The sequence below is a fragment of the Enterobacter ludwigii genome (assembly GCA_023023105.1).
Classification (GTDB): Bacteria; Pseudomonadota; Gammaproteobacteria; order Enterobacterales; family Enterobacteriaceae; genus Enterobacter; species Enterobacter adelaidei.
This window is the reverse complement of sequence record CP083824.1, coordinates 396456-412732: the sequence shown is the minus strand read 5'-3', so window position 1 is coordinate 412732 and position 16277 is coordinate 396456. Positions and strand designations below refer to the sequence as shown.

Annotated in this window: 12 protein-coding genes and 4 pseudogenes; 4 read left to right on the top strand and 12 right to left on the bottom strand. The window is 52.3% G+C overall.

The window, feature by feature from the left end:
* Positions 1 to 27: 27 nt before the first annotated feature.
* Both LCD46_01905 and LCD46_01900 read right to left on the bottom strand, forming a co-directional pair.
* Positions 28 to 1008: an IS5-like element ISKpn26 family transposase gene (locus tag LCD46_01905; protein UOY71123.1), complete on the bottom strand. Its 981-nt coding sequence runs from the start codon at positions 1006 to 1008 to the stop codon at positions 28 to 30.
* Between the two features lie 45 nt (positions 1009 to 1053).
* A complete protein-coding gene (locus LCD46_01900) occupies positions 1054 to 1914 on the bottom strand; it encodes a hypothetical protein (protein UOY71122.1) in 861 nt (286 codons plus the stop codon).
* A 477-nt stretch (positions 1915 to 2391) separates the two neighbouring features.
* Between LCD46_01900 and LCD46_01895 the strand changes: the two genes are divergently transcribed.
* Entirely contained in the window at positions 2392 to 4191 is a 1800-nt protein-coding gene (locus tag LCD46_01895) for a hypothetical protein (protein UOY71121.1), read from the top strand.
* A 170-nt stretch (positions 4192 to 4361) separates the two neighbouring features.
* Here LCD46_01895 and LCD46_01890 read toward each other — a convergent pair whose 3' ends face one another.
* A complete protein-coding gene (locus LCD46_01890; protein ID UOY71120.1) occupies positions 4362 to 7049 on the bottom strand; it encodes a hypothetical protein in 2688 nt (895 codons plus the stop codon).
* Positions 7050 to 7275: 226 nt separating this feature from the next.
* Between LCD46_01890 and LCD46_01885 the strand changes: the two genes are divergently transcribed.
* Positions 7276 to 7566 (top strand): hypothetical protein, encoded by a 291-nt coding sequence (locus LCD46_01885; GenBank protein ID UOY71119.1) that lies wholly within the window; start codon positions 7276 to 7278, stop codon positions 7564 to 7566.
* Positions 7567 to 7626: 60 nt separating this feature from the next.
* On the opposite strand, the gene LCD46_01880 is transcribed toward LCD46_01885, so the two are convergent.
* The 9 genes and pseudogenes from LCD46_01880 to pilO2 form a co-directional block, all read right to left on the bottom strand.
* Positions 7627 to 9168 carry a conjugal transfer protein TraG N-terminal domain-containing protein gene (locus LCD46_01880; protein UOY71118.1) on the bottom strand — a complete coding sequence of 514 codons (1542 nt, stop codon included), beginning with the start codon at positions 9166 to 9168 and terminating at the stop codon, positions 7627 to 7629.
* Positions 9169 to 9571: 403 nt separating this feature from the next.
* Positions 9572 to 9817 (bottom strand): annotated as a pseudogene (locus LCD46_01875) (hypothetical protein).
* Positions 9814 to 12630, bottom strand: a complete 2817-nt coding sequence (locus LCD46_01870; protein UOY71117.1) for a conjugative transfer ATPase — start codon at positions 12628 to 12630, stop codon at positions 9814 to 9816. The pseudogene LCD46_01875 and the gene LCD46_01870 overlap by 4 nt, the downstream one beginning before the upstream one ends.
* Positions 12630 to 13046, bottom strand: a complete 417-nt coding sequence (locus tag LCD46_01865) for a TIGR03751 family conjugal transfer lipoprotein (GenBank protein UOY71116.1) — start codon at positions 13044 to 13046, stop codon at positions 12630 to 12632. Before LCD46_01865 ends, LCD46_01870 begins: the two co-directional genes overlap by 1 nt.
* Complete coding sequence (locus LCD46_01860) at positions 13030 to 13305, bottom strand: hypothetical protein (GenBank protein ID UOY71115.1); 276 nt, start codon at positions 13303 to 13305, stop codon at positions 13030 to 13032. The genes LCD46_01865 and LCD46_01860 overlap by 17 nt, the downstream gene beginning before the upstream one ends.
* Positions 13305 to 13673 (bottom strand): annotated as a pseudogene (locus LCD46_01855) (TIGR03752 family integrating conjugative element protein). The gene LCD46_01860 and the pseudogene LCD46_01855 overlap by 1 nt, the downstream one beginning before the upstream one ends.
* Positions 13663 to 13962 (bottom strand): annotated as a pseudogene (locus tag LCD46_01850) (pilus assembly protein). The pseudogenes LCD46_01855 and LCD46_01850 overlap by 11 nt, the downstream one beginning before the upstream one ends.
* Before the next feature lie 7 nt (positions 13963 to 13969).
* Positions 13970 to 14467, bottom strand: coding sequence for a type IV pilus biogenesis protein PilP (pilP, locus tag LCD46_01845; protein UOY71114.1), 498 nt, complete (start codon positions 14465 to 14467; stop codon positions 13970 to 13972).
* Positions 14454 to 15299, bottom strand: a pseudogene (gene pilO2, locus LCD46_01840) (type 4b pilus protein PilO2). The gene pilP and the pseudogene pilO2 overlap by 14 nt, the downstream one beginning before the upstream one ends.
* A gap of 116 nt (positions 15300 to 15415) precedes the next feature.
* Here pilO2 and pilM point away from each other — a divergent pair.
* The gene (pilM, locus tag LCD46_01835) at positions 15416 to 15859 is read left to right on the top strand and encodes a type IV pilus biogenesis protein PilM (protein ID UOY71113.1); all 444 of its coding nucleotides are present in this window, start codon (positions 15416 to 15418) and stop codon (positions 15857 to 15859) included.
* A gap of 19 nt (positions 15860 to 15878) precedes the next feature.
* Positions 15879 to 16274, top strand: a complete 396-nt coding sequence (locus LCD46_01830; GenBank protein ID UOY71112.1) for a hypothetical protein — start codon at positions 15879 to 15881, stop codon at positions 16272 to 16274.
* Positions 16275 to 16277 lie beyond the last annotated feature (3 nt).

Below are 16277 nucleotides of genomic sequence, written 5' to 3'. Positions count from 1 at the left end.
CACCATTTCTGGCGTTATTTCCGGTTTTTACTGAGATCTCTCCCACTGACGTATCATTTGGTCCACCCGAAACAGGTTGGCCAGGGTGAATAACATCGCCAGTTGGTTATCGTTTTTCAGCAGCCCTTTGTATCTGGCTTTCACGAAGCCGAACTGCCGCTTGATGATGCGAAACGGGTGCTCCACCCTGGCACGGATGCTGGCTTTCATGTATTCGATGTTGATGGCCGTTTTGTTCTTGCGCGGATGCTGCTTCAAGGTTTTTACCCTGCCGGGACGCTCGGCGATCAGCCAGTCCACATCCACCTCGGCCAGCTCCTCGCGCTGTGGCGCTCCTTGGTAGCCGGCATCGGCTGAGACAAATTGCTCCTCTCCATGAAGCAGATTACCCAGCTGATTGAGGTCATGCTCGTTGGCCGCGGTGGTGACTAGGCTGTGGGTCAGGCCACTCTTGGCATCGACACCAATGTGGGCCTTCATGCCAAAGTGCCACTGATTGCCTTTCTTGGTCTGATGCATCTCCGGATCGCGTTGCTGCTCTTTGTTCTTGGTAGAGCTGGGTGCCTCAATGATGGTGGCATCCACCAAAGTGCCTTGGGTCATCATGACGCCTGCTTCGGCCAGCCAGCGATTGATGGTCTTGAACAATTGACGGGCCAGTTGATGCTGCTCGAGCAGGTGGCGGAAATTCATGATGGTGGTGCGATCCGGCAGGGCGCTATCCAGGGATAATCGGGCAAACAGGCGCATGGAGGCGATTTCGTACAGGGCATCTTCCATGGCACCGTCGCTCAGGTTGTACCAATGCTGCATGCAGTGAATACGCAGCATGGTCTCCAGCGGATAGGGCCGTCGGCCATTGCCCGCCTCGGGATAAAACGGCTCGATGACAGCGGTCATATTCTGCCATGGCAGAATCTGCTCCATGCGGGAGAGGAAAATCTCTTTTCGGGTCTGACGGCGCTTAGTGCTGAATTCACTATCGGCGAAGGTGAGTTGATGGCTCATGATGTCCCTCTGGGATGCGCTCCGGATGAATATGATGATCTCATATCAGGAACTTGTTCGCACCTTCCCTAGCCTTCTCAGCAGAAATAAAAATGGCCTAACATAAATATCTGTAACAACATCACCTTTACTGATATTAGATTTAACATGAAGCATGTCGTCTTTCTCAGAGATTGAGTAAGGCAGTGTTTTAATATTACCGAGGTAATTTTCACCTACGTTAGCCCCCGGGTAGCGCAGCCACGCCAGAATATATGCTTTTTGAATGTAGTCATCCACTATCTGAGACAAAAAAAACTTATTCATTAGTCGATCGCGCTTGCTCTCATCCAGGACATTCAGACTGGAGACGAAGAACCAGATAGACAGAATAATATTGAAAAGCATCCACACAAAAGCAGTAACGGCGAAAGCTGTATTAAGGTATCTGTCACCAACAGATAACGTCATACCGCCCAACACAATAAATGCGGCAAGTGACAGTCCACTCAGACCAGCAAACAAATATCCGGAATGAAGTTGATATGCTGATTGGATATGGATCCTTGCTGATTTTTTTTGAAACAGAACACTTATAAGGCCCACGACAAGTGGAAAAACGATACCGATAATAGTCAACTGGCTACCCAGTAAATTAGACATCCAACCTGAAAGCGTGGTAATACCCTTGAAATGCTGCAGAGCGAAAGGTAGTAGTACAGGGCGAAAATATTCGACCACGCCAACAGCCGCGAAGGCTGCGGACCAGAGAACCAGCATAGCCCGGATGTAATGGGTGGTGCAGGCAATAAGTATTCTCTCCACCGGGTTCCAGCGTAGTTTTTTGTAATCCCGGTTCGACTTCAGGCTCCGTCGGAGCTCAGCTCTGACCTGCCATGAGACACTTTTTAGAAGTTTTCCAAACATAGATATCCTGCGTTTTCCATAAGAAATTTCATGAATAATAAGCGGTAGGGAGCTTTTTTTCTCTGGAAAATGTCACCTGATGCCCTTCATGCAAAGTTCGTCACCCTATTATCCGATTTATGCTTTTTTCGGATCGAAGGGAAACAGAACATTGCATAATCAGAGACAAAATCGGAATACAATGCAATTTTAGCAATGATGTAATACTGTGAGCTTTACAACCTGCAATTTCTAGGAGTGCCAAGGTGAAACAAGGATCCCGGACTGCTGAAAAAAAAGCCACCAGTAAGGGTGGCTTTCTGAAGATGAGGCCCTGAGCCTTCCCGGGACTGAGCCACTGACAGAAGGGAGAGCCGTTTTTTTCGGTGACATCCCCCGCATGGCGGCAGATGATTTAAATATGGTATGAATGAATCATAACTCACCGTACAAGAGATTTCCAGACCTATGCGTATCGACCGACGTCTGAACAGGGACGTGCTTACCGAGCGTCAGCTCTATTTTACTGAATGCTGGTCCAACTTCTGCCATAAAAACAGCCCGGATACGGACCGTGTCGGATACAGCAATCCACTCAACACAATCCGCGAACTGCTGTTTCTTTACGAAATGGAAGATCGTTTCAGTGCCGATAAAAAAAGACTCCGGGTGGCCACAGAACTGCTCGAGTTACTCGAGACCGATCAAGTTCTCAGGAGAGAGGCATTTGAGGACATCCCCGCTCAACTGGTGAGTCTTCTGGACAGAGATCTGCTGGTTGACCCCACTCGCAGCCCGGTGGAAAAGCGTCCTCGTCTTATCTGTAGCCTCTGCGTACAACTGGCGGATATCACCGAGGCCAGTTATATCACTGAGGCTCTTGAGATGCTTGAACAGGAGCTGTTTACAGAGCACCCTCTGGATGAAAACTGTGCGCGGGATATTTACGCACTGACGAACGGGGTCATGAGTGTGCTCCTCACCCGGGGAATGACGCTTACGGAATGTTACTTGCTGTACATCAATATTTTCAGAAATGTGAGTACTGAACCGGACGCTTTCCGGACCGCCTTTCACTCGTTCCGGCAGAAACTGGTAACACCTACCCGGGACGTAACAGTCCGGATGTTTATTATCAGTGAGAAACTGCACACCCTGCTTAACACGCAAGGACCCACACTGCAGTTCAACGGATGTGTGTTCCGGCCACTTGATGAAGCCCGACAACGCTTCTCCCTCTCTGTCGATATACCAGTTTGCTCAATGTCTGACACATCTGCCCGTAACATGGCCGGTCAGATGCTTCGTGAATCCCTGGATGTCATTGCCTACATGGTGGGTAAGGGAGATATCACCGTCCAGAAACAGTTCATGATAATCAGGGATGAAGACGAAGCCGAAGTGCCGCGCTTCGATAATGAAATCGAGGCAAACTCGGACCGGTTAACGGACGAGGAGTTTGCGCGCTTTATGGTGGCGATGAACCGGCTATTCACAGATACACCGGATGTGTCCCGTAAAAAAATCAGCTCCGTATTTCGGTTTTTCCGTAACGGTATTGAAAGCCAGGTTCAGGAGAGTCGTTTCACCGCTTACTGGTCGGCACTTGAATCATTAACGCTAGGGGTTGCCCCTGGCACACCATCACATGAACAGCATGTCATCAGCGTTGTGGCTCCCTGCATGGTGCTGGATTATATTGTTAAACAGCTTTTTTCACTAAGAAAAGTGCTTCGCTTCATCCTGCGAGAACCGGGACACCCCTTACGCACACCAGACATTGCCTCACTTCCACTGGGGCAGCTCTATGCCCTTCTTAAAGATGCAGACCGGGCCCGGGAGCTTCAGGCAGATTTACAGCACTTTCCGTATGTCATGTACCGAGTGCGTAAGCTTGCCGGGATCTGTGCGTCACCCGAGAAAATGGCGGATAAACTGCAGCAGCATGCAGAGAAAGTCACCCGGCATCTTCACCGCCTGTATCTGCTGAGAAACACCATCGTGCACAATGCAGGCACCAGCCCGCACATTGACCTGCTGACGGTGAACCTTGAACACTATCTGCGGGCAACCATCAGCGCGTTGTTTAATATTGTGGTGATCCACCCAACCGTCAGTACCGCTGAGGAAGCATTTACCCGGTGCCAGTTTACCAGTGAGTCAGTTTTCAGGGAACTGAACCCCCTTCACGGAATCACTGAAAAAAAACTGTACACAGCCATTGATAATCAGCTGAAAAATGGGACGCTTTCCCGTAGCGATGCACTTCTGATTGCATGGCTCAATGCTCACCACTGACACTCTGGTGACGGCTGTCAGGGGAAAGGGTAACTCACAGGCCTCATCGGCCCCCATCATGCTGCCTCCAACAGCATGATGGGGGCCAATGTTCGGGTTTTCAAACACTCAATGGCACGCAGGTGCTACTCTTCTGACACGTCTGTCTGCCCTAGGGATGGTACAGTTTCTCAGCTTAGTATCCGCTCATAACGGGAACGGAATGCTTTTTCCCCTCCCTCCATTTGTCGGCAAATCAGCGCCTTCACCGGCGTCTCCTGAAGCGCTCCACAAAGCCCCGGGTACAGGCCAGAGCGGTCGTGTTGCATACTGATAACGTATTCCGCATCACCATTGACGACTATTGGGGCAGAATGCGACACGATAATCAGCTGCCGGCGTTTCTTGTTTGCCATGATGGCAGGGATAACGCTCATGCTTAGCATCAGGCAGTCCAGGTCGTCTTCTGGTTGATCCAGCAGAAGTGGATCGGTGCCATACGACAACAGGAACTGCAACATGCTCGCCCCTTTTTGTCCTGGTGAGGCAGAGGAAATGTCTTCCATTCCTCCCCCGGGCGTCTGGTAACGAATGTGGATCCCGTCATCCGGATACCAGCATTGCAGGGCATCCAGTTGCGCTTCATTCAGACCTTTAAGGCGATTTCTGAAAGCACCGTGAAGCTCTGCCCCGGCGCCCGGCTCCTCGCGATTGATAGCAAGATGCAGCGCTTTAAGCTTATCCAGCTCAAGATATTTGCTTTCCGTAGCCGCTGGCATCGGACTGTACGGACGCAGACTGATAAAGCCGTGAAGCAGCCCGCTTCCGTCACCATTATCATAGATACGTTCGGCAAAGTTGCCTATGCCGGTTACCGCCTGATAGCCAGATACAGTGTCTTCATACGGGGCACAGAGCGGCAGAATTTTTATTTCCAGCGCGCTGAGAGACAGGGAGGACAGAAACGCCTTCCGCTTTTCGGTCAGTACCATACGGTGGTTACGCATTTCAGCCAGCAATTCTGCGGACTTCGCTGCGGAGGCAGCAATCGTCCCGTCAAGATCGGCGTAATTTCTCAGCTCCGATTTCAGCGACTCGCAACGTGTCATCAGCTCATCGAGGACATTCGGATTGAGCCCCTGCTCCCGTAACGCAATAGCCTCACGTTGTACGGTTTCCTCCTGGTTGCGGACCACCTCTTCCAGTGCGAGAAGAGAGGGCTCCTGCCTGATGGCATCGAGTTCCGCGGCATAGTCTGACAACAGCGTGTCAAGACGCTGTTCATATTGTTGCTGTACGTCCGAAAGACGCGTCATAAATGCTGTCAGTGGTGCAGACGCCTCCACCTGGAGAACCGGGACTTGTACTGACTCTTCCGCCTGCGCCCTCAGGCCAGCGACACGCTGTTCATGATGCTCCAGAGGAAGAGTCGCCGCAGACAGTTCAGCCCGGGCCGTGGCCAGACGGGTGCAAACTGGATAGTACGCACTGGACCGCAACTGACTGACGGCCCGTTCAGCATCAGACAGCTCCCCCTGCAGTGTGCCCGCGATCGTCTGGCTGGCCAAGTGACCACGCAGCGTGATTTGCTCATTCAGATATTCTCTTTCCAGTTGATCCCAGCGCTCTTTCCAGGCACGTTTGTTGACCACCGGACTCTCGTCACAGACGCGCAGGAATGCCCCTGTGTCCGACGCCAGCTCGTAGAGCATTTTCTGGCTGTATATCGAGAGGGGAAAACGGTCTGCTGACCAGTGATTGTCCTGCACCCACTGACCTTCGCTGAAGATATGCAATTCATGACGACCACCGGGCCGCCAGCTGAGCCTGAAATCGGTGCCTTCTTTGCGGAATACACATTCGATGAAAGAATCCGCCTCCATGCCCATCCCCGTCTGACTGAACTGGCTCAACTTGTTGCTTTGAGACACAGTCAGTCCTTCGGTTTTTCGCATGGCCAGACGGATACTTTCGATAAGCGTGGACTTACCACTGCCCCGGGAGCCGATCACCGCGTTGTAAAACGGACTGAACTCGACGGAGGCCCCATTCTGGTCCGCCGGCCGGCAAAGTCGAGTCCTGAATGTCAGGCTTCGCAAATGTGAAGCTGGTGCCTCCGGAGGGTTATCATCGAACAACACGCAGTTTTCCGGATCGAGTAATGCATGCCTGAGACCGTCAAAATCAGGCGCGGACATCTTCAGCCAGCAAGTGCGCACTCCCGCTTGTTCAGGGTGGTGCGCATCTGATCCCCGGAGCCATGGCAAATCCGCAATCAGACGCCGGTGAGTCCCGTTCGTAATATCCTCCTCCCTGTGTCTGATCTCCACAGCATGAGGGTTTGCCTGAAAAGCGGCAGCCAATTCCCCCTGATTAGTAAGGCTTGTCAGAACGCCTTTCGCTGCATCAATGTGTGCGAGGATACAAATCGCTTCCGGGTTACGACGGATATTACTGATGATGCCCGCAGGTCCCAGCTGGAGCACAAGCTGATGATTGGGGGTTTCACGCGGAATAGGGAAGTTGTTGTTGCACTGGGCCAGGAGCCGTTCCACCTCGGCACTGGTGCTCTGGGTGTGCAACACTGCGAGGATATGGACGTTGCCGGTGGCCGTGAGCTCCACCCCCGGAAACAGAGTCAACGGCCGGAAGTCTGCCAGTTCACCGGAACTGGCGTCCCGGGACATGTTCGCCAGTTCCGCTTTCAAAACGTCAATCCAGGCCCCACTGTTATGGTCACTAATGACAACACAGTCGACCTGCTGTCGCATGTAAGCCAGCAGCCATTCCCGGGGCTGGAGATCCGGTACTCTGTAGTCATCTGAGGCCGGGGTATGGTTATGAAAATCAAATTTAAACCAGCGTGATCCTACCGTCATTGTTTCTTTTCCATGTGATGCCAGAAGTCATCCCACTATAGAAGCATTCACCTAGTAATCCAGAAACATTTCGTCATATATTCTTAGGTTGCGGGCTGGAGCTCGCCGCCAAAGAACGCGCAGGTGAGCCGATACCCTCCCCCAATAGCGCTTTATAATTTGCGTGTAAAGGGGATTTTTAGTAGCTTATTTATTAGACAAAAAGACAAAATGAGGAGTCGTTGCCATGAGCGAAGACGGTTTCAATAAAGATGACCTAAGCAGCACCTTTGCGCGCTTCACCACAAAACGCCGCAATATCGTTTGTGATGAGTCCAAGTTAAAGCGGAAAAAACCTGAGCCAATTGCACTAACCAGTGCAACCAATGCATGTGGAACCTCCGTACTCGATGGTATAGCAAATATTCTGACCATAACTCCCGAACGTAAAAAACGAAATGACGAATGGAGAGCACGTTGGGAAGAAGAAAGGGCTGAATGGGCAGATCAAGATAGGAAATGGACTGATAATAGATGAACTGCGCGTTTCAAATATCGCGCAGTCCTCTATGGGCAGTCCTCTATGGAATGAATACTACTATTTGAAGCTTCCTTTTATAGCTCCCCCGACTTTATCTGTAACAATCTGCTGAGCTCCTCTTCCAGCCTCGGCTCCCGCCTGCTGTGGTTGAGAACCACCTTTTTCTAATCCAGTAGTTATTGCTGTTCCCAAATTAACGCCAATCCAGCTAAGCATTCCTACCCAAAACGCGGGAAATACCAAGTACATCATCCCCAGAACCAGGTTCATAATCCATCCATCAGCCGTTGAACTAAAGAAAGCCGCGAAAGGCACCGAGCTGTTTGCAATCCCCTGCTCAGCCATATTGTCATAGAGGATGGTGATCAATCTGTCATCAAGCCAGCCTGCCAGCTCCCACCAAAACGTGATGAACTGAAGAGCGAATAACGCGAAGGAGATAGTAAAAATAGTTTTCGGATCGTAGGCGCTGAACATCAGTAATGCCGGTATGACCGTGATTACCATCATCAACAATAATGCCTGAATCATTGGCAATGCCTGTTTCAATGCATCAAAACCAGGTAACGCTTCGGCCTGTTTCAGTCCAAGACCAATAGACGAGGTAAGGCGTGTAAGATTACCAACTACTCCGGTGGTTGTATCGCTACTGCCAACAGCATAAGTGGTACCGCCCCCGGACAGATCTGCGTTACGTGGGCTGACAAGCCAGCGTAGGGCGATTTCTTCCCACTGCTGTCCGGGGAACTGGCGTTGCATCTCCTTACGTGTGTTATCACTAAAGCTGGCCAGAACTCTTTTGCGAAGCCCGGAAGTACCATCGGACCACCACGTCTTACATGTTGGATATCCACCTGCGCCAGTATCTGGATAGCCACTGTCCCGGCTGCTGTTGTAAGGCCACTGGCTACGTGGCGTCATAGCCGTGTAGTAGTCATAATATCCGGTAGTATTCAGAAAGTAGCTGCTACCTATCCAGCCCACAGAGTTGATGGTGGCATCACTGAGCTGGCTGTTGCTGTTTTTCAACCTGAAATATGCTCTCGAGTAACATTGATCTGCAAATTCCTGGACCTCCTGCAGCAACACAGGATCACGCAGCTTCGTGTTCTGAACGTCAAAACGCATCTGCCGCAAATTCGTACCGCATGGGATTGATGCAATCATTGCCTGCGTTGTACCCTTCGACATCATATGCAGGAGATACCACCATACTGGAACCTCGGCCGTACGACCGTCAAAATCATTAACGAGTCCCTTGTAGCCGGAATTCTGTGGCGTCGGCACACTGACGCCACACTGTTTAGCGCGCGAGCTGTCGAACTTGATTGTGCTGATATCAACCGGCAACAGCGGAATACAGCAAAAGAGCATCACAAGATAAGACACATACAGTGCATGTTCGATTCGCGGAAGGGCAAGGAGCCCTTTGTTCCCCTCGTCAGCCCCCTCCTCCCTCACTTTCAGCCAGACGCCAAGAACCCTGACCACCAGTGGCAATGCAAAAAGTCCCGTATTGCTGAGAATGCTCCACATGGCATTGTTCATTACCCAGCCAAAGAGAACGAGAAAATATTCCAGAAAACTGTTTGCTGTCATCGTCCTCTCCTTACACAGCGCTTGTCCAGGCCACATATTCTGTGGCTACCAGGAACAACACCCCCATCAGTTCCATACGCACAAGACGTGGACGTCCGTCCGGCCAACGGATTAATGCCTGTGGGCGTACCTTCAGTATCCAGGCGGTAATAAGGCAGCCATAAAGAACCAGTCGCCAGGCAAACAGTCCCCATCGGCTGTCATGCAACCAGCGCCGTGTGATGTGGCCATCAGGGTCGTAAGCCATAAATACCGCTGCGATAGCAAACATGCTGGCCGTCATCAACAGAATGAGCAGCACCATAAGGAGAATGCGGCCAATATGGCCGCTGAGCGGGTTAAGTCTCATATCAGTTTGCTCCGGAAGACTGAGACTGGCCCATCTGGCTGAAGCCCTGGTCCTCGTTTTCTCATGCACGTCGCTGAGGTGCACTGCAACGCAGCTGCGCCGGCCAACCCGGTGAGGATAGACCGACAGCAATACAGGCTGCTCCAGTCTCTTAACGATCTCCCCTTGCAGATGCTTAATCGACTCACTGTCAGCCACACCGACTGAGGCAGAACCCTGTGGCGGAACGGTAAAAATAACAGAGGCAATAAAAGCCTTGTCCGGTACAACGATCGGCGTCGCCATAATCAGTTTTTTCATATTGTCCCCTGAATAGTACCAATGCCACGTTTCTCATCGAGGCGGCGCGCAACGTGAAATGCGGCCTCAAGCTCCGGGCAATTTAATTCATTCATAATGGCCCGTCTTTCGGCTTTTTCCTCTTTTTCAGTCATTCCCAGCGCCAGGTACAAACTGGGGGGGACCGCACGAAACAACGCCTGTACCTTACGGGACAAAATAACTCCCTCTGTGTATTTTCTCGGAAGTTTTGTCGCGGACAACAGCATCGCCTTCTGCTCTTCTGTGAGCGTCTTAAATCGCGCTATTTGTTCAACTTCATCAGGTGGCATAACGAGGCAGATCCACCACTCCGCCATATTGAGCATTTTTTTCGCAGTGTCAGGGAAATCCTCCAGGTTCTGTGTGAACAACCACAGCCATGATCCGAGCTTACGCCACATTTTGACAATTTTGGTTGCATACGGGCCCAACAGCGGGTTAGCAGTTACAATATGCGCTTCGTCGATTGGCACAATGATATCCCGATCGCTGAACTGTTCCCTTTCTGCGATGTTGTTAATCGTATTAAGCAGCGAGATGACAGCAACGGCCATCTGAGCTTCATAGCCTTCACGCGCCAGCGTACCTAAATCAACAATAGTCACGTCTGCCTCTGGCCATTGCGCGCCCGGACGGTTAAACAACTCCCCTTCAAAACCTTCGGTAAACATGCGTAATGCTTCTGCCATCTCTTCAGCTCGCGCACGTCGCGCTGGCGTGCGTTTCTCGCGGCCGTCTTCTCCCATGCTGACATCGCGGGCAATGTTCTCAAGCGAGAACATTAAATCTTCCGGTAGCATCTGGCGGTTTTCGTCAAACGCTTTACGAGCCGCAATGAGTATCGCCTCACGAATCATACCGCGGTCGGCGCGTGTCATTCGCTCCTCTTCTGCTGCTTCACCACCGGTGATCATCAACCGCGCTGCAATCTCCATTTCACCCAGAATGTCACGTTCTTCGTCCTTGTCCTCATCATCTTCATCAATGTCAGGGAGGGCCTCTTCGCTTGTCACTAGCGTCTCAGGTTTCGCCTGCATGAGCAGATGTGAATCGCCAAACGGAGCAAGTGAAATAACCTTACCAGGCTTGATACTGACACGGTGCACTGAGAGCCCCAGCGAATTACAGTAATCTCCAAACAGACCGAAGCTGTTACCCGCTTCCAGCAAAAATATACGGGGGCGGTAGATTGCCACCATCTGAGCCAGTTTATCGAGCGCAGTGGCAGATTTACCGGCACCTGTCGGCCCGAAAAGCAGCAGGTGCGCATTCTGGGTACGGTCATTTTTATTAAGTGGATCTACGGACAGGGGGCCACCACCACGATTCCAGAACGTAAGCCCCGGGTGACCAGTACCGGTGTCACGACCATAAATAGGGGCGAGACATGCAAAATGCTGTACAAACATAAGGCGCGTGTACCAGTTGTGTTTATCCATTTGAGGGTTAAAGCACATGGGTAACGCACGCATATAACTGCTGAGAGGGCCAATATCGTGTTCTGGATTTATCGGTTCCATCCCACAGTTCAGTAATTTACTGCTGAGATCAAGATACCGTTTATCGAGTGTTTCCTTGTCCTGAGCCTTGATAAGCAGTGTGATGGCCGCACGGTAAAGTTTGTGTTTGTTTCCCAGGAAATTACGCGCTGTAGCAGCGTCTTCACGAGCACGCAGGGAATCAACATTCTCCCCCATTGAATTGCGGCTCAGGCTCGCAAAACTTTCTTCAAGTTTGTCCTGAGGCTGAACCACCAGGGTCATGGCCAGAACTGTCCCTTCCGGAAGCAGATCCATAATGGCATTCACATTATCACCACGTTTTACCTCCCCCGTCAGATGACCAGTGGAAGGTGCAGTACGCAGGCGGGCAACCGGAACAGCTTTATGTGCCACATCATCAAACCACCACACACCGCTTTCGGCATCACTTCGCGGGCGGGTAAACCAGAGGCTTTCGCTGAAATCATTCAGAAGAGGCAGATCGCCCGGTGCATGATCGGAGTGTTTTGCGCAACGATACAATGTTTTCTTATCGACCCACGCCGGCGCCGGGTTGAACCAGCGCAACAGCCAACTATGGATTTGCTCGCCGTTCTGCTTTTCGCACCGGATACCGGCACCGCTCAGAGCTGCTGTCAGGCGATCGCAGACCTGTTTCAGCAGCACCTCCGGTGGCATGGGGTCACGATACGGTGTCTCAACCCAACGGTAAACCACCATGCGCGTTCTGCGAATTTGCCCTCTCCAGGCGGCCCCTGTGACAGCCTCGTCTACAAAAAGCCCCTGTTCCACCGCCACATTTTCAAGGTGGCGCTCCTGTTCAGCCAGCCAGGCTTTAGTGAATGCGGTTCCCTGAGCTCTTGGCCTGACATAGCCTCTGATAGTATCCATATAAGTAGAGAGATCAGAGTCATCCTGGCAGAAAAACTGTACCACCCATTGATGATCATCCAGTTCAGGGAGACTGTCCTGTAGGGCGTTCTCAGCGATATTGCAGATCTCGTCCAGACGTGTTTCCGGGCGCCCTTCAGTGCCCACCGGGATAATCTCATATACGGCCCCAACGGATACACCATCGTCAAGCAGAATGCATTCATGCTCTGGCAAATACTCGCCCCATGGAACATGATCGATAATGGAAGGTGCAGTGGAATACAGACGCGCTTCATCTGAATGAGTCAGTTGCCCTTCCCGGGTAAGCGGTTCATACCCACTGACGGAAAACGGACCGTTACCGTACTGATGAGCATCCTGAGACGCTCGACGTCGGCCAAATAGGGGGAAAGCCATCAGAGATCCTCCGTTCGCTCACCAGGCAACGCATACTGTACCTGGCTGTAGAAAGGAAAGACGGTGCTGTAGCCTGGAACCGGCGTGTTCCCGCCAGCCAGATGCGGGAAAACATACATGACCATGTCAGGATTTGGCAGACGCGGGAACGTCTGCTGAATTTCATTTTCCTGGGTGCGGCTGTAGCTGTTACTGACCTGCTGATTGATCTCACGTTCGCTGTCTGTAACTGGCCGGCGAAGTGTTGTTCTGCTCTCGTTGGTAGCATGAGTTGCCGATGCACCATCGTTCCATAATTCAAGCATGGTGCTGTCGCCAGGCGGCAACATTTCCTCTTTTGACGTACTGCAACCCGAGAGGGCAAGCGGTACAACGACCAACATAATGGTGGCCAGATGATTAAAACTGAGCAACATGCACCTCCGCTTCATCCGAATCACTGATGACAGCTGACAGACGAAACACTCGCCCATCAGGCAGTTGCATCTGCATTCCATTACCCTCGCTCAGAAGCTTCTTTCCGACAGCGAGCAGGGCCTGTTCGGTGACTTCATGCCTGCTACCTTCCCATTTGCCATTATCACACCTGACAAAACCGGCAAAGAGACGGCCACCCAGTGGTATATAGTCCACCCGATATTCGAGGTTTTTATTGTTCTGCATCTTTATCCCCATCAGTCCATGCCCGTGCTGCTACCAGCGAGGCTGAAATTGTCATATTTCACCTTGCGGCCTTTTTCTTCATAATCAATCGCCAGCTGACGAGTGATATGTAAAGCCACTTTTTGTCCAGGCGGTACATAGATCGCGTCAAACGTCTGACCATATCGCGCTTTAACCCAGTCAACGGTCTCACGCATACCGCCGGATAACGCCTTACCCAACACTGCCTGACCGGCATCCCCCGTCAGCGTTGACGTCACACCACCATAGCCATTGGTCTGGCTGGTATTCTGGTTTTCGGCCACGGCATCACCAGCTGCGCTGGCAGCTGCAAGTACGGCAATGGTTGGCAGATAAGTAGAAGCGTTTGATTTTCGGGTAGCTGATGACCTTATCCTGCGACACACTGACGTCACGGTTACTTAGATCCGCCTCGCTCACACCCTGGTTAAGCCCACGGCCCTGACGTTCTGCCACTTCACGCCGCCGGTTCAGTTCGCTGAGTGTAACAAACTCAGTTTTTGCATCAGCCCATGTCCGGGTGACATCCATAACCCAGCGCTGTATGTCAGGGTCTTTTCGCCGGTTGCCGTCGATGAGTAGCGTAACCCCTCCAGACGGATGCTGCTCGGCAAAGACAAAATCCATGATTTCTTTATCAGGAGACATCATCACCTCAGAATGAAAGTTCAGAATTGTCGCTGAGGCGTACGATCGTGGACGTAACCTCCGTGACCCGCTTTGAGGTTCCGGGAAGCTGATCGCCTTTTGCTACTTCTGTGACTCCGCCATCAGGCAGAACAATGCGTGCACGCAACTGCGAGCCACGGCCGTAAATCTCCTGAAGGCGCACACCACCGGTCCGCTTTTCACCGACTGCACTGGCAGTCTGTTGTGAAGGAGCTGGCTGCGCCATAAGCGGCATGGCAGGCTGGGCGGCAGTAGACAGATAATTCCTGTCAGTACTCTGTCCGGACTGGCTTTCACGCAGCTGCTGCTCCAGACGCGCCGTCTGCACTTTCTGCTCCAGAATGAGGTTGCGCGCCTGAGCTGCTTCAAGTTCGCCAAGCGTAACGTTCGGCGGAAGCGCATCACTGGTTACGGTTGCCACTGCCTGCCCGCAGAACAGAGCGGACAGCAGCAGGCCCGTTCCCGCGGGATTAATTCTGCGCATAAATGCTCCCCTTCATGGTGTAGTCGAACTGCCCCTGCGGGCTCATGGTGATTGACACGCTGTTCAGGCGGAGCCCGGTCGCATCAAAATCCTGCAGCAGACGTTCAGGCTGCAAACGCGAGCTGACAGTAAAAGTGAATTCGCGCCAGTCCTGTACGGGCATGGTTTTCTCTTGTCCTGGCGCGACCGCTGGCGGTTTCACTTCACTGAACTTGACTTCCAGGTTGCGGCGCTGCAGGTGCGAAATGAAACGCATCAGTTGGGCATCCGCGCCAGGCAAGGCCTCGTCGGTATACTCACTTACGCTGTATTTCCGGAAGGGAATGAATACGTCGCCGTTTTTACCTCCCTCCTGAAGGTTGAAAACAGCAGAATGCCCAAGAAGCACCCTCGCGCGGTGGGAGAAATCCTCCACCGTAGCACCAGGTGTGGCGAGGTAACGCAAGCGCAGGCCTTCAGGGACACATTCACCGTCCGTAAAGCGCCAGCCAGCCACCGAGGCGAAAAGTGGTTCGCGTGTCAGCCAGCAATTACCAAGTAAAAGCGAAACTGGTGGCTGAGAGGCCCATGGATGTGGCGCTCGGGCTGGCGCAGCTGGCTTATCAGCAGACATCGCCATTCGGGCGCGAAACTCTGCCATTGCAGCAGCCTGTTCCGCTTTTTGCTGAACGTCGTCGTACCAGTAAATTCCTGCTGCTGCCACGAGTGTAATAAGCGCAGCAGGCATAATAAGCGACATCGTCGTCAGGCGCTTACCCAGGCGGCAACGCTTCAGTTGCGAACGGTTCAGCCTGTCAGTGAGCGAGGTTGCATCACAATTATCATCTGCGGTTATCGTGCAGCTGTTTAGGTTATATCGCCCTGCAGAAAAACCCCTCTATGCAGCACCAAATCGTCTTCAGTGCCTGGTATTCGTGGACGATAAGCCGATTCAGGACGGGAAATGATATGGGATATGCGCTGCCAGTTTTCGCGCTTTGTCTTGTCATCATCTTGATAGCCGGTGATGCACAGCACCACTCATCAGAGCATGTACGGCTTGCGCTGCAGCAGACTCAGCCTGAACAGCTTGCAGCAGACATGCTTCGGACTGCTGATGTCGTAAATAACTGGCGTCACGGGCGGTCCATAACAGATGGCCCCGTATCAACCGCACTGACTGGAATGGTGCCGTTACCAGACAGTCGTATCAAAAGCATTATTCAGAACGGTCGCCTGTGGATCTGGGTACCTGAAACAGACGGTGTTTATGCCGCGTTGCGCGCCCGCTCAGTGACTTCTGCGCTTGCCCTGACCGTCAGAGGCGGTCGTCTGCGGATGGCGGATGGCACTGATATGAACCTGTCTCTGCCGTCCGGTGTGACGGAAGGCAGCATTGTTTATCTTAACTAACAGAATCAGGGAGCTGCGGATGCCGCGTATACCTTTCTGCCTGACAGTACTTACCGCTGCGTTTGTGCTGTCATCATGTTCGCTGAATGAAATCAGCAAAATAGACAAGGAAGCCGTTGGGCAGGCCGATACGGCTCAGCGAGTGTTGCAGAGTCGTCAGTCCATATCACAACCAACTGTTGTCTGGATGGATAAGCCCTGGGTAAACCTGCAGCCAGTCACGCCGGTGGTCTCCACTCCGGACGAAAAGAATCTGCCTCCCTGTCAGATAACGATTAATCGTCCTGACGGCATTTCACTGCCTGAGCTGGGACAGCGCATCACTGCGCTATGTGGTATCCTGGGCGGTGGCCAGAACGGTACGCGCGGTCGTAACACGCTCGTGATTATGATCACCCCTGTTCTGCTGAGGTAATCC

Excerpts from the sequence above, each read along its gene's own strand:
- LCD46_01865 (UOY71116.1), bottom strand. The coding sequence starts at position 13,046 with ATGTTGCTCAGTTTTAATCATCTGGCCACCATTATGTTGGTCGTTGTA.
- LCD46_01905 (UOY71123.1), bottom strand. The coding sequence starts at position 1,008 with ATGAGCCATCAACTCACCTTCGCCGATAGTGAATTCAGCACTAAGCGC.
- LCD46_01880 (UOY71118.1), bottom strand. The coding sequence starts at position 9,168 with ATGACAGCAAACAGTTTTCTGGAATATTTTCTCGTTCTCTTTGGCTGG.
- LCD46_01830 (UOY71112.1), top strand. The coding sequence starts at position 15,879 with ATGCCGCGTATACCTTTCTGCCTGACAGTACTTACCGCTGCGTTTGTG.
- LCD46_01900 (UOY71122.1), bottom strand. The coding sequence starts at position 1,914 with ATGTTTGGAAAACTTCTAAAAAGTGTCTCATGGCAGGTCAGAGCTGAG.
- LCD46_01870 (UOY71117.1), bottom strand. The coding sequence starts at position 12,630 with ATGGCTTTCCCCCTATTTGGCCGACGTCGAGCGTCTCAGGATGCTCAT.
- LCD46_01890 (UOY71120.1), bottom strand. The coding sequence starts at position 7,049 with ATGACGGTAGGATCACGCTGGTTTAAATTTGATTTTCATAACCATACC.
- pilM (UOY71113.1), top strand. The coding sequence starts at position 15,416 with ATGGGATATGCGCTGCCAGTTTTCGCGCTTTGTCTTGTCATCATCTTG.
- LCD46_01885 (UOY71119.1), top strand. The coding sequence starts at position 7,276 with ATGAGCGAAGACGGTTTCAATAAAGATGACCTAAGCAGCACCTTTGCG.
- LCD46_01860 (UOY71115.1), bottom strand. The coding sequence starts at position 13,305 with ATGGGGATAAAGATGCAGAACAATAAAAACCTCGAATATCGGGTGGAC.
- pilP (UOY71114.1), bottom strand. The coding sequence starts at position 14,467 with ATGCGCAGAATTAATCCCGCGGGAACGGGCCTGCTGCTGTCCGCTCTG.